This window comes from Janthinobacterium salmonicoloratum, assembly GCF_051380845.1.
GTDB classification, from domain to species: Bacteria; Pseudomonadota; Gammaproteobacteria; order Burkholderiales; family Burkholderiaceae_D; genus Janthinobacterium; species Janthinobacterium lividum_F.
In genome coordinates this window covers 141,196-154,539 of sequence record NZ_JBNYXV010000005.1, presented here as the reverse complement: position 1 = coordinate 154,539, position 13,344 = coordinate 141,196, and the positions used below count along the sequence as shown (strand labels likewise).

9 protein-coding genes are annotated in these 13,344 nt (G+C 64.2%); 8 read left to right on the top strand and 1 reads right to left on the bottom strand.

The annotated features are described in order from the left end of the window. Positions 1 to 2: 2 nt before the first annotated feature. Positions 3 to 2,546 (bottom strand): PepSY domain-containing protein, encoded by a 2,544-nt coding sequence (locus ACQ4WY_RS22115; RefSeq protein ID WP_436505930.1) that lies wholly within the window; start codon positions 2,544 to 2,546, stop codon positions 3 to 5. Positions 2,547 to 2,729: 183 nt separating this feature from the next. On the opposite strand from ACQ4WY_RS22115, the gene ACQ4WY_RS22110 reads away from it, so the two are divergent. The 8 genes from ACQ4WY_RS22110 (at position 2,730) to ACQ4WY_RS22075 (ending at position 13,344) form a co-directional block, all read left to right on the top strand. Beyond that, a complete protein-coding gene (locus ACQ4WY_RS22110; RefSeq protein ID WP_436505929.1) occupies positions 2,730 to 3,326 on the top strand; it encodes a sigma-70 family RNA polymerase sigma factor in 597 nt (198 codons plus the stop codon). Beyond that, positions 3,316 to 4,332 carry a FecR domain-containing protein gene (locus tag ACQ4WY_RS22105; RefSeq protein WP_436505928.1) on the top strand — a complete coding sequence of 339 codons (1,017 nt, stop codon included), beginning with the start codon at positions 3,316 to 3,318 and terminating at the stop codon, positions 4,330 to 4,332. The genes ACQ4WY_RS22110 and ACQ4WY_RS22105 overlap by 11 nt, the downstream gene beginning before the upstream one ends. Positions 4,333 to 4,419: 87 nt before the next feature. After that, complete coding sequence (locus ACQ4WY_RS22100; RefSeq protein WP_436505927.1) at positions 4,420 to 6,837, top strand: TonB-dependent siderophore receptor; 2,418 nt, start codon at positions 4,420 to 4,422, stop codon at positions 6,835 to 6,837. A gap of 103 nt (positions 6,838 to 6,940) precedes the next feature. Then, complete coding sequence (locus ACQ4WY_RS22095) at positions 6,941 to 9,289, top strand: TonB-dependent receptor (RefSeq protein WP_436505926.1); 2,349 nt, start codon at positions 6,941 to 6,943, stop codon at positions 9,287 to 9,289. A gap of 130 nt (positions 9,290 to 9,419) precedes the next feature. Next, on the top strand, positions 9,420 to 9,917 hold the full coding sequence (locus ACQ4WY_RS22090) for a Fur family transcriptional regulator (RefSeq protein WP_436505925.1): 498 nt from the start codon (positions 9,420 to 9,422) through the stop codon (positions 9,915 to 9,917). A gap of 124 nt (positions 9,918 to 10,041) precedes the next feature. Next, positions 10,042 to 11,142, top strand: a complete 1,101-nt coding sequence (locus ACQ4WY_RS22085) for a branched-chain amino acid aminotransferase (RefSeq protein ID WP_436505923.1) — start codon at positions 10,042 to 10,044, stop codon at positions 11,140 to 11,142. A 69-nt stretch (positions 11,143 to 11,211) separates the two neighbouring features. Further along, positions 11,212 to 11,928, top strand: a complete 717-nt coding sequence (locus tag ACQ4WY_RS22080; RefSeq protein WP_436505922.1) for a ribonuclease T2 family protein — start codon at positions 11,212 to 11,214, stop codon at positions 11,926 to 11,928. Between the two features lie 3 nt (positions 11,929 to 11,931). Further along, positions 11,932 to 13,344: an MFS transporter gene (locus tag ACQ4WY_RS22075; protein WP_436505921.1), complete on the top strand. Its 1,413-nt coding sequence runs from the start codon at positions 11,932 to 11,934 to the stop codon at positions 13,342 to 13,344.

The following is a 13,344-nucleotide window of genomic DNA, read 5'->3' as shown; positions in this document are numbered from 1 at the left end:
TTTCAATACACGTCGCGGCGGTAGCGTCCGGCCGCCAGCAGGGCGTCGAGATCCTCCTGGCCCAGCACTTCTTGCAGTACAGCATCGATTCCTGCCGCCATGCCTTGCAGGCTGCCGCACACGTAGACGATGGCGCCTTGCGCCAGCCAGTCGCGCAGCTCGCCGGCGCTGGCGCGCAGGCGGTCTTGCACGTACTGCCGTTTGCCGACCTCGTCACCATCGCGCGAAAAGACGCGGTCCAGGCGCGCCAGGTGGCCAGCATCGAGCCAGCCTTGCAACTCTTCACCGCAGACGCTGTCAAAAGCTTGCTGGCGCTCGCCGAACAGCAGCCAGTTGCGGGCCAGTCCCGCCCGCTGGCGCGCGCGCAGGTGCGCACGCAGGCCGGCCAGGCCGGAACCGTTGCCGATATAAATGCAGGGCACGTCCACCAGGGCGGGCGCGAAGGCGGGATTGGCTTGCAGGCGCAAACGGATGCTGGCGCCCAGCGGGGCGAAGCGCGTGAGCCAGCCGGAACAGATGCCATGGCCCTGGTTCTCGTCGCCTGCATGGCGTTCCTGGCGCACCAGCAATTGCAGTTCGCCATCGGACGGCAGCGAAGCGAGCGAATAGCTGCGCGGCGCGTGCTGCGCATGATGCGCGTCGCCATCGCTGCCATCCGCGTTGCGCCCGATGATTTCGGCCAGCGCGCCCGCTTCCCAGGTGGCGCCGGCCGGGCCCGTCAAGGTGATTTCATGCAGTTCGCCGCCCAGGCTGCCCGGATTGAGCAGCACGCGGCGCGCCAGGCGCCACTCGGCATACGACGCTTCTTCCTGCACGCCGATGGCGTCGATGGCGCTGCCGCTGCAGCGGGCCAGCGCTTTGGACCAGTCGGCCAGGGCGGCGGGGTCGTGCTTGTCCACTTCGATTAGCGGGAACAAAGGCGTGGCGCCCAGTGTTTGTAATTGTTGCGCCAGCACATGGCCAAAGCCGCAGAAGGCGCTGTAATGGCGGTCGCCCAGGGCCAGCATGCCGAATTCCAGGCTCGCCAGCGGCATGCCCGAGCTTGCCTGTAACAGGCGCGCAAAGCGGCGCGTGCCATCCGGCGCCTCGCCTTCGCCAAAGGTGCTGGCGACGATCAGGGCCCGTTCATACTGGCGCAATTGCGCGGGATCAAAGCGGTCCAGCGACTGCACGTCGACGGCCACACCTGCCTGCTGCAGGGCGTGCGCACTTTCCAGGGCCAGGCGCTCGGCCTGGCCTGACTGGCTGGCGTAGGCTAGCAGGGTCGGCAAGCCCGTGTTCGTCTTGCCCGGTGCGCCGGCGCCCAGCAGGGCCCGCTGCGCCTGCACAGCCCGTTTCGCCTTGCGGCGGCCCAGGTACAGCATCCAGCCCGTGATGGCGAACAGGGGCAGGCCCAGGCTGGCCACGGTGACGATGATGCGGCCGGGCAAGCCAAAATATGTGCCCATGTGCAGCGGATAAATGATGTTGACGAGGCGCGCCCCCAGTGCTTGCTGGCTATACGGTTCGTTTTCCGTGACCGTGCCATCGGCGGGCAGAATGCTCATGCGGCTGCGCGCCCGCTCGTGCGGCGCATCGCTGGCCAGCCACGTGAATTGTACGGCATCGCCGGGGCGCACGGGCAGGCGCACGCTGGCCAGGGTCCAGCCGGGGGCGTGCTGCTGGAAGCTGCTCCAGGCCAGGCTGATGTCGACGGCGGGCGCCTCCTTCTTCTCCTTGCTTGCGCCCTTTTTCGCGGGCGCTTGCGCCGTGCGTGGCGGCTTGCCGGCCCAGGCGTCGATATTGTCGCGCACCACGTCATAGCTCCAGTAAAGGCCCGTCAGGGTCAGCGCCACATAGACCACCAGGCACCAGGTGCCTGCCACGGCATGCAAATTCCACAGGAAGGAGCGGCCCTTCAGGGCCGGGTCGAAGGTCAGCCAGGTGCGCCAGTCCAGCGGACGGCGGGGCCAGCGCAGATACAGGCCCGAGAATGCCAGGCCCAGCAGGCACAGGGCCAGTGCGCCCGCCACTTGCCGGCCCGGATCGCGGGGCAGCAGCAGCCAGCGGTGCAATGACTCCGTCCACTCGAAAAAGCCCGCGCCCATCAACGCGGGCTGGGTCGCACCCGTGTACGGATGGACATAAATGGACTCGCCGCGCCGCTGGCCGTTCTTCGGCGCGAAGAATAAACGGGGCGCCGCGCCCGCTTCTGCATACATGGTGACCGAGGCGACGCGCTGGCCGTGTTCCGTTGCGGCGATGTTGCTCAGCTGCCCTGGTGCGAGCGGCGCGCGCGTTTCCACGGGAACGTGGCGCACGCCGGGGTTCATGACATCTAGCAATTCCTCCTTGAAGGCCAGGGTGGCGCCGCTCAGGCCGATGATCACCAATACCGTGCCGGCCGTGATGCCGATAAACCAGTGCAGTTGAAACCACACCTGCTTCCAGTTCCAGTGCCAGCGTCGCGCTTGCGGGATGGCGGCAAGCTGGCGCTGCTGGCTGGTCTTCGGCGCCTCGTCGGCGCTGGCGCGCGGCAGGGGGTGTGGAAGGGAGGAGGTCGTCATGGCGGCTTTCAATAGCGCTGCCATGCAGGGTGTCAGGCATGGCAGGGAAGAAGAGAGGCTGACATATTAACGCAAACGAGAATCATTCGCAAATGATGGCGCGAGGGCATTGTTGTGAAAAATCTCCACACCAGGCTGAGATGATGGCTTTGATAATTTACATCGTCGTGAAATTGTGTGAAAATGAAAATCATTCTCATTCGTGATCATGATGCAGTGCTGACCCACTTGACCGGCAAGTTTGGCAGCCTCTTTGTTTGTTTGCCCGTGTCCACCATTTCTCCCTCTCACGATATCTTTAGCGACCTCTACACCAGCCACCATGGCTGGCTGTATAACTGGTTGTGGCGCAAGCTGGGCTGCCGCGATGGTGCGGCTGACCTGGCGCATGACACCTTCGTGCGCATGCTGGCCACGCAATCGGCGGACAGCTTGCGTGAACCACGCGCCTACCTGAGCACGGTGGCCAACGGCTTGCTGGTCAACCACTGGCGCCGTTTGACCCTGGAACGCACTTTTCTTGCCGCCCTGGCCAGCCGGCCCGAGCTGACGGCGCCGTCGCCCGAGGAGCGGGCCCTCGTGGTCGAAGCGCTGTACCGCATCGATGCCATGCTCGATACGCTGTCGCCGCGTGCGCGCCAGGCCTTCCTGCTGGCGCAGCTCGACGGCCTGACGTATGCGCAGATCGCCGGTCAGCTGGAGGTGTCTGAACGCATGGTAAAAAAATACATGGCGCAAGCCATGCTGCAATGCATGCTGTGCATGGACGATGCCGCCTAAGCCGGGTCCCGCCATGCCGCCAGCCGACTATGCCATCCTGCAGGAAGCGGCCGAATGGTTCGCCGTCTTGCGCGCAGACGATGCCGATCCTGCCGACCAGCAAGCCTGGGAGCGCTGGCATGACTTGTCTGCCGGCCACCGCGCCGCCTGGCGCAGGGTGGAAGCCGTCAGCGCCGAATTTCATGCCGTGCCCGGAGAAGCTGCGCGTCAGGCACTCGACGCTGCGGGCCCACGCCAGAGCGATGCCACGCGCCGCAGCATGGTCAAGGGCTTGCTGGCGCTGTGCCTGGCGAGCGGACTGGGTGGCGCTACGCTGTTGCGCCGCGATACGCGCAGCTGGGTCGCCAGCCTGAATGCGGGCGAAAAAACAGCGGTCGGCGCCATCCGCCAACTGGCGCTGGCCGACGGCTCGCAGCTGTGGCTGAACACGGCCACCGCCCTCGACATCGATTTCAGCCCCGGCCTGCGCCGCATCGCCCTGCATGGCGGTGAAATTTACATCGCCTCGGCCCGTGACAGCCAGCAGCCGGCGCGGCCGCTGGTGGTCGACACCGTGCACGGCCGCCTGCGCGCGCTGGGCACGCGTTTCAGTGTGCAGCCGCAGGGCGACGCCACCTTGCTGGCCGTCTACGAGGGCAGCGTGGAAGTGGCGCCGCGCGATGGCGGCATGGCGCGCATCGTGCCGGCTGGCCAGCAAGTGCGCTTTGGCGATGGTTTCATCGGCGAACCGTTTCCCGCCGACCCGAACGGGGCCGCCTGGATCGAGTACCGCTTGCAGCCCGAGCAGATGCGGCTCGACGATTTCCTCGTGCAATTGTCGCGTTACCGGCGCGGCCACCTGGGCTGCGCGCCCGAAGTGGCCCACTTGCGCCTGGTGGGCAGCTACCCGCTGGCCGATACGGACCGCATCCTGGCGGCGCTGGAAGCGACCTTGCCCGTGAAAATACATCGGCTGTATGACTGGTGGGTCACGGTGGAAGCTCAGCTGCCGCAGTCAAAACAGTAAATAAGAATATTTCTCAAGAACGGGTTCCCTTTTTGAAAAGTTGTTTGGCAAGGTAGAAGTACTTGCTCAACACCATAAAGGAAATCCGTGCCGCTGTTCCCGCCTTGCTTGCCGTTCGCCCGCCGCCTGCTGCCATTGTCCCTGGCTGCAGCGCTGCTGGCTGCGCCTGCCATGTATGCCATGGCAGCGGCGGCCGAGGACGCGCCGCGCAGCTTCCGCATCGCTGCCGCGCCCCTGGGCCAAGCCTTGCGCCAGTTCGCGGGCCAGGCGGGAATCTTGCTGTCGGCCGAGGGCAGTTTGACGCAGGGCAAACGCAGCGCCGGCTTGCATGCCAGCTTGCCCATTTCCCAGGGCTTGCAGCAATTGCTGGCGGGCACGGGCCTGGTGGCCGTGCAATTGCCGGATGGTAGCGCTGTTGGCACCTACGTTGTGCGCCTGGCGCCAGCGCCCCTGCGCGCCGACCTGGACGGGGAGGGCGCGGGCTTGCAGGTGCTGGCGCCCGTGACCGTGCTGGCTGGCGACGACGACGGCTACCGCCGCGCCAGTTCTTCCGCCGCCAGCCGCAGCGAGACGGCCTTGCGGGACACGCCGCAAGCCGTCAGCGTGGTGAGCAGTAAATTGATACGCGACCAGGACATGCGCACCATGGCCGACGCCATGCGCTACATGCCCGGCGTGGGCACGGCTGCGGGCGAGGGCAACCGCGATACGGCGGTGATGCGCGGCAATAGTTCCACGTCGGATTTCTACCTGGACGGTATGCGCGACGACGTGCAGTACTACCGCGATTTCTACAATATCGAGCGGGTCGAAGCCATCAAGGGACCGAATGCCCTGGTCTTCGGCCATGGCGGCGGCGGTGGCGTGATCAACCGGGCAAGCAAGCAGCCACAGTGGACGAACGACAAGGAAGCAACGCTGAGCCTGGGCGCCTGGCGCAACCGGCGCACCGCACTTGATCTGCAACAAGTCCTTGGCGCGGATGTGGCCGTGCGGATCAATGCCATGGCGGAAAACAGCGATTCCTTTCGCCAGGGCGTCAACGTGCGCCGCAGCGCCGTCAATCCCGTCGCCGCCTGGCGCCTGGGTCCGCGCACCAGCGTCGTGGCCAGCTATGAACATTTCCGCGATGACAGGGTGACGGACCGGGGCTTGCCATCGTACCGGGGGCGGCCCATCGAGACGGACCCGTCCACGTTCTTCGGCATCGCCGGCAGCAGCCCGTCGTGGGCCTACATCGACGCGCTGGGCCTGACGGTCGAACACGAGCTCAGCGGCGGCGCGACCATGCGCAACCGCACGCGCCTGGCCGATTATGACAAGCTGTACCAGAATGCCTTTCCCGGCCCCGTCAGCGCGGACGGGGCCAGCGTGACGGTGCTGGCCTATAACAGCGCCACCACGCGGCGCAACCTGTTCAACCAGACGGACGTGGAGTGGGTGGTGATGGCTGGCACCGTGCAGCATCGCTTGACGGCGGGCGGGGAGCTGGGCCGCCAGACGACGGACAATCTGCGCAACACGGGCTATTTCACCACCCTGGGCGACAACGTCACGCACATCAGCCTGCCTACATCGCACCCCGTGACGGACTTGCCTGTCACTTTCCGTCCCAGCGCCACGGATGCCGACAACCATGGCGTGGCCGAGACCGCCGCCCTGTATCTGCAGGACCAGGTCCGCTTCAGCCCGCATTGGCAGGCGATTGCCGGCTTGCGCTACGAGCGCTTCGCCGTCAATTTTCTGAATCGCCGCAATGGCGTGCGCATTGCCCGTACGGATGCGCCGTGGTCGCCGCGTGCGGCCCTCATTTATCAACCGCTACCCGTGCTGTCGCTGTATGCCAGCGTCAGCCAATCGTTCCTGCCGCGCGCGGGCGAACAGCTGGCGTCATTGACGCCCAGCAACGCCGTGTTCGAGCCGGAGCGCTTTCGCAATGTGGAGCTGGGCGCCAAGTGGGACGTGACGCCGGACCTGTCGGCCAGTGCAGCCCTGTACCGGCTTGAGCGCAGCAATGTCGCCGTCACTGACCCGAACGACACGACGCGCGCCATGCTGGTCGATGGCCAGCGCAGCGAGGGACTGGAGCTGGAAGTCAATGGCAAGGTCCAAGCCGGCTGGCGCATCGCTGGCGGCTATGCCTGGCAGCGCGCCGTGCTGACGGCCACGCAATCGGCCACGGCCCTGGAAGGAGCGCGCGTGGCGCATGTACCCCGGCATAGCCTGTCGCTGTGGAACCGCTACGATTTCACGCCAGTCTGGGGGGCCGCGCTGGGCATCATTGCCCGCAGCGCCGTATTTGCCTCCGTGTCGAACACGGTGGCGCTGCCCGGTTTTACCCGTGTCGATGGGGCCCTGTATTTCAAGCCGCAACCCCATTTTCAATGGCAGCTGAATGTGGAAAACCTGTTGAACAAGAAATATTACGCCTCCGCCCATAGCAACGACAACATCGCGCCCGGTTCGCCCCGGGCGCTGCGCATGACGGCGCTGTGGCGATTCTAGTGTTGTCGTCCCCACGTAGTTCCCAAGTAAGCACCGAGCCAGCCAGGCGCCACAGCGTAGTAGCCAGCCAGATTGATTCCATCCGATAGATTGAAAGATAGCAATGACATTGAAAGACACAGCGGGCGCCGCCAAGCCGGCCGCCATCATCCGCAGCCGCAAGCACCACACCGCCGCCGCGCCACGCATGCATGGCACGGCCCTGGCCGCGTTCGCCACCCTGGCCATGCCGCTGGCGCTGCATGCGCAAACGGTGGAGAAGCCACAGCAGTTGCAGGAAGTCAAGGTCGTGGGCACGGCGGACCGCCTGATCCAGGCACCGGTCAAATCGGCCAACGACAAGCTGACGGCGCCGCTGCTGGACACGCCAAAATCCGTGACGGTGATTCCCGCCGAAATCATTTCGCAAACGGGCGCCGTCTCGTTGACGGATGCGCTGCGCACCGTTCCGGGCATCACCATCGGCGCGGGCGAGGGCGGCAACCCCGTGGGCGACAATCTGTTCATCCGCGGCTACAACGCGCAAACGGATACGTATATTGACGGCATCCGCGACACGGGTTCGCAATCGCGGGAAATCTTTGCGCTGGAACAAATCGAAGTCGTCAAGGGCCCGAACTCGGCCTATGGTGGTCGCTCGTCCGCAGGCGGCGGCGTCAACCTGATCAGCAAGACGCCGAAAGTCGACAACTTTACCAACGCCACCGTGGGCCTGGGCAGCGCCAAGTACCGCCGCGCCACGGCGGACGTCAACCGCGTCATCAGCGACGACGTGGCCGTGCGTCTGAATGTGATGGCGCATGACGCCCACGTTGCCGGCCGCGACTACATCAACGGCGACCGCTGGGGCATCGCGCCCTCCGTCACGTTCGGCCTGAAATCAGCCACGCAGGCGACCCTCAGCTACTACCACATGCAGTCAAGCGAATTGCCGGATACAGGCTTGCCGTTCAACAACCCGTTCTCGTCGGGCGCCAACGTGGCGAAAAACGGCAACGGCACGCCCGTCAACGTGCCGCGCGATACCTTTTACGGCCTGGTCAACCGCGATTTCCGCGACACGCAGAGCGATATCGGCACCATCGACGTGCGCCATGACTTCGGCAACAAGTTGATTTTGCGCAACGTCACCCGTTACGGCAAGACCAGCAACGACTATGTCTGGACCCAGCCCGACGATTCCAAGGGCAACACCATGCTGTACGGTACTGTCTGGCGCCGCGCCAACACGCGCACGACCGATACGGATGCGCTGGCCAATGCGACCAGCCTGGGCGGTGAATTCCTGGCCGGCAGCGTGAAGCACACGTACACGCTAGGCCTGGAAATCAGCCGTGAAGAAACGGACCGCAGCTCGTACATCTTCAAACCGGGCACGAATAACCTGATCGACAACAGCACGGTGTGCAAGACCTCGGGCGTCGCCACCGGCTACAACTGTGCACCGTTGCTCAACCCGAACGCCAACGACCCGTGGGTCTACACGCGCTCGGTGTCGCCGGCCCGCACGAACATCGTCACCAACACGCGTTCCGTGTACGGTTTCGACACCATCGAGTTCACGCCGCAATGGCTGCTGAACGTGGGCATCCGCTGGGATGACTACAAGAGTTCGCTGAACGTGCCGCAATACACGCTCGATGGCAAGACCACTGCCGCCAGCAGCGCCAAAGTGCACGCCACGTTCGCCAGCTACCAGGCAGGCCTGGTGTACAAGCCTTCGACCAACAGCAGCGTGTATGTTTCCTACGGCACCTCGTCCACGCCACCGGGCAATGATGGCGGCGACGGCATCGATGGCCTGTCGGCGGCGATCCAGAACCTGAAGCCGCAAGAGAGCAAGAGCTTCGAACTGGGCACGAAATGGGAAGTGCTGCCTGGCGGTCGTTTGTCCCTGAGCGGCGCCTACTTCCAGAGCGACATGAGCAATGCGCGCGTGACGGCGCCGGACGGCAGCACGCAAAACGTGGGCGACAAGCAAGTCAAGGGTATCGAACTGGGCGTGAGCGGCAATATCACGAAGGAATGGTCGGTCTTCGGCGGCTACACGCATTTGAACGCCATCGTGGAAAACAATGGCTACGTGGCGAATGGCGTCATCAATGGTGTGACGCAATACGCGCCGTCGCCATACAATGGCAACCAGTTCCCGACGACGCCGAAAAACAGCGCTTCGCTGTGGACCTCGTACCTGGTCACGCCCGCCATTACCGTGGGCGGCGGCGTGAACTACGTCGATAAAGTCTACGCGAACGTGGCCAACAACAAGGTTGCCCCGGCCTACACGCGCTTCGACGCCATGGCCAGCTATGTCGTCAGCCGCAACGTGACCCTGCAGCTGAACATCCAGAACCTGACGAACAAGCTGTACTTCGACAAGGTTTCGTCGCCGCACTACGCCGGCGTGGCCCCGGGCCGCTCGGCAACCCTGACGGCCAACATGAAGTTCTGATGTTCTCCCGTTTGATGTAGCGCAAGGCGCCGTTCCAGATGCTGGAACGGCGCTTTTTTCATTGCTGGTTCCCTTTTTGTGTTCTCGCTTGGCAAGGTAGGAAGAGCTGAACGCAGAAGCGGAGAATTCCATGCAAGACATTCACATCCAGGGCGATGGCCGCGTGTTCGATAGCCTGCGCGCCGTTCGCCTGCGCCCGACCAGCGCACGCATCTGCATCCTGCAAGTGCTGGCGGCTACCCAGCGGCAAGCCATGAATGCGGAAGGCATTTATCAGCAACTGCTGCACATCGGCATTGCCGTCAGCCTGGGCACGATTTACCGCGTGCTCAAGGAAATGCAGCAGGCGGGCTTGCTGCTGCGCGAGCGCGAAGCGAGTGCCAGCGGCAACAAGGCGCGCTACCTGATCAAACCAGAGCGGGTGGCGGCGGACAGCTGCTACCTGGTGTGCCGCGTCTGCGAACGCAGCGTGCTGGTGCAGGATGCGCCGCTGCTGGAGCAATTACGCCAGGCGGCAGCCCTGCACGGCATGGAAATCGGCGCCAACGTGCTGTCCGTGCAAATGCGCTGCAGCCAGTGCGCCGGGGAAACGCAGGCAGGGCTGGGCAGGCCGGCGCGGGCCTGCTGACACCGGATAGCCGTTTGATTGATGCGGCGCAACAAGGGCGGCTCGCCCATCCTGCTCCTCGCCGCGCGCATTAGGCGCTACAATAGGGAATCTCTTTATTCTCTCTTACTCGTCTTCTGCTGCCATGACCACTTCCACATCGAATCTCGTCGTCACCCCATCCGCCCACCCCTTGTCCGACGCCGAGCGCGCCGCGCGCATGGTCAATCCCGCCTTTGGCCGCATCTTCACCGACCACATGGTGGTGATTCCTTACCGCGACGGCAAGTGGCAGCAGGGCGAATTGAAGGCTTACGGCCCGCTGATGCTGGACCCGTCCGCATCGTCGCTGCACTACGGCCAGGCCATCTTCGAAGGTTATAAAGCGTTTGCCCAGCCCGATGGCAGCATCAAGACTTTCCGTCCAGAACAAAATGCCGCGCGCTTCAACCGCAGCGCCGCGCGCCTGGCCATGCCGGCCATTCCCGTCGAGCTGTTCCTGGAAGCGGGCGACGCGCTCATCTCGCAAGACCGCAACTGGGTGCCGAAGAACACGGGCGAAAGCCTGTACATGCGTCCGCTGATGATCGCCACCGACCCCTACCTGGGCGTGCGTCCTTCGGAAGAATACCTGTTCGTGCTGTTCGCCTCGCCGGCGGGCGCCTATTTCCCGAAAGGCGTGAAACCCGTCACCGTATGGATCAGCGAAGACTTCGTGCGCGCTGCGCCGGGCGGCACGGGCGAAGCCAAATGCGCGGGCAACTACGCGGCCAGCCTGATGGCCCAGTCGCAAGCGCAAGAGAAGGGCTGCGACCAGGTCGTCTGGCTGGACGCCGTGCACCGAGAATTCATCGAGGAAATGGGCGGCATGAACTTGTTCTTCGTCTACAAGGATGGCGAGAAAGTCACCGTGGTGACGCCGGAATTGACGGGCACCTTGCTGCCAGGCATCACGCGTCGCAGCCTGCTGGAAATGGCGAAAGACCTCGGCTATGCGACGGAAGAGCGTAAATTGTCCGTCCAGCAATGGCGCGACGATATCGCCTCGGGCCGCATGACCGAAGTGTTCGCCTGCGGCACGGCCGCCGTCATCACGCCGGTGGGTGTGGCCAAGGCCAATGGCTTTGAAATGACCATCAACAATAATGAAAACGGCGCCGTCACCCTGGCCCTGCGCGAAGCGCTGCTGGGCTTGCAGCATGGCACGGCGCCGGATACGCATGGCTGGATGCATACAGTTTGCTGATGCACATGTTTGATTGATACCGCGCCGGCACTCAGTTGCCGGCGTTTTATATTCTGAAAGGGAAACCCGATGCAATTGAGAACTGTCTTGCCGGCGCTGGCCGCCGTTTTCTTCAGCCTGTCCGCTGGCGCCGCGCATGCGGCCGACGCCAGCTGCGCCATTCCCCGCAACGTCAGTTACTACGATTACGACGTCAAGCCGTCGGACGAGAAAAACACGTGCTACAAGCAAAGCACCAACGTGCCCACCGATTACTTCATGCTGGCGCTGTCGTGGTCGCCAGGCTTTTGCGACAGCCAGCAGCGCCGTGGCGCAGTGTCGAAAAAGGCTGCCTTCCAATGCGCCGAGAGCAATCACTTCGGCTGGATCGTGCACGGCCTGTGGGCGCAGTCGAACAATCCCGCCACGTGCGAAGACATTTCCGTGACGCCACCGCGCAAGACGGAGATGCACCCACGCTACTGCAAAGGCAATTTGCCGAAGCTGGCGCCGTCCGAGATCCTGCCCTATATGTGCATGCAGCCGGGCGAAGTCTTGTTGCAGGGTGAATGGGAAAAGCATGGCGCTTGCGATTTCGATACGGCCAAGCAGTATTTCGAGAAAGAGCGCGAACTGTTCCAGGCCTTGAAATTGCCGGACAACACCATGCCGAAAAACGCACTGTTCCAGTGGATGAAGCAGCACAACCCGCAACTGAAGGGCCGCTGGCTCGGCTATGAAAAGCATACGGGCGAGTTGCGCATCTGTTATTCGAAAGATTTCAAGGTCATCGACTGCCAGAAGTGATGGATGATGAAGCAGAAGAATAGGGCGCAGCCCTTCCTCGTGGGCGAGGACGGTTTGCCGCCCGGCGCCCGTTTATGGGCCATGCTGGCGCTGGCCATCGGCGTGGGCATGGCCTCGCTCGATACGGCGATTGCCAACACGGCCTTGCCGGCCATCGCCAGCGAGCTGCACACGACGCCGGCTGCTTCCGTCTGGATCGTCAACGTCTATCAGCTGGCCATGGTGGCGACCTTGCTGCCGTTTTCCGCCCTCGGCGAAATCGCCGGCTACCGGCGCGTGTTTATCTCCGGCATGTTCCTGTTTACTTTGGCCTCGCTCGCCTGCGCACTGGCCTGGTCCTTGCCCTCGCTGGTGGTGGCAAGGCTGTTTCAAGGCGTCGGCGCCAGCGCCATGATGAGCGTCAACACGGCGCTGCTGCGCGCCCTGTATCCCAAGCATTTGCTGGGACGCGCGTTTGGCAACAATGCGCTGGTGGTGGCTGTCGCGTTCGCCATTGGGCCCACGGCCGCGTCGCTGATCCTGGCGACGGCCTCGTGGCCGTGGCTGTTCGCCATCAATGTGCCGCTGGGCGTGGCCGGCTTTTTCCTGGCCAGCCGCATGCTGCCGGCGACAAAACTGTCCGGGCACACGCTCGATGCGCGCACGGCGCTGTACAACGTGGGCGCCTTCGGCTTGCTCATTTTGCTGTTCGGCGACGCGGCCCATCACGCGGCCCTGTCGACCTTGCTGCCGGAACTGGTGGCCGTGGCCGTGTTCTTTGTCTTGCTGCTGCGCCGCCAGGCGGGCCATGCTGCACCGATGCTGCCGACCGACCTGTTCCGCCGCCCCCTTTTTTTGCTGTCGTCGCTGACGGCCATCTGCACGTTTGCCGCGCAGGGGCTGGCGTTCGTCTCGCTGCCATTCTATTTTGAAGTCACCCTGGGCCGCTCTCCCGTGGAAACGGGTTTTTTGATGACGCCGTGGGCCGTGCTGGTGGCCGTGATGGCGCCTGTGGCCGGACGCCTGAGCGACCGTTATTCACCGGGCGTGCTGGGCGGCATCGGCCTGGCGGCGCTGGCCGGTGGCTTGCTGACCTTGGTGTGGATACCGGCCCACCCCAGCGTGTTTGATATCGGCTGGCGCATGGCTGTGTGCGGCATCGGTTTCGGCTTTTTCCAGGCGCCCAATTTGAAAGCCATCATGGGCAGCGCACCGCCCGAGCGGGCCGGCGGCGCCAGCGGCGTGGTGGCCACCTCGCGCCTGATCGGACAAGCGACGGGCGCGGCGCTGGTCGCGTATTGCTTCACGGTTTCGGCCAGCCGGGGCACGACGTATGCGCTGTGCCTGGCGGCAGGATTTGCCGCCGTGGCCAGCATCGCCAGCTTTTCGCGCCTGGTGGTGGCGCAGCCGGCGTGGCTGCAAGGCAAGCGCGACTGA

Bases quoted from the DNA above. Each gene is read 5' to 3' on its own strand.
- ACQ4WY_RS22110 (WP_436505929.1), top strand. From the start codon at position 2,730: ATGAAAATCATTCTCATTCGTGATCATGATGCAGTGCTGACCCACTTG.
- ACQ4WY_RS22090 (WP_436505925.1), top strand. From the start codon at position 9,420: ATGCAAGACATTCACATCCAGGGCGATGGCCGCGTGTTCGATAGCCTG.
- ACQ4WY_RS22075 (WP_436505921.1), top strand. From the start codon at position 11,932: ATGATGAAGCAGAAGAATAGGGCGCAGCCCTTCCTCGTGGGCGAGGAC.
- ACQ4WY_RS22115 (WP_436505930.1), bottom strand. From the start codon at position 2,546: ATGACGACCTCCTCCCTTCCACACCCCCTGCCGCGCGCCAGCGCCGAC.
- ACQ4WY_RS22095 (WP_436505926.1), top strand. From the start codon at position 6,941: ATGACATTGAAAGACACAGCGGGCGCCGCCAAGCCGGCCGCCATCATC.
- ACQ4WY_RS22085 (WP_436505923.1), top strand. From the start codon at position 10,042: ATGACCACTTCCACATCGAATCTCGTCGTCACCCCATCCGCCCACCCC.
- ACQ4WY_RS22105 (WP_436505928.1), top strand. From the start codon at position 3,316: ATGCCGCCTAAGCCGGGTCCCGCCATGCCGCCAGCCGACTATGCCATC.
- ACQ4WY_RS22080 (WP_436505922.1), top strand. From the start codon at position 11,212: ATGCAATTGAGAACTGTCTTGCCGGCGCTGGCCGCCGTTTTCTTCAGC.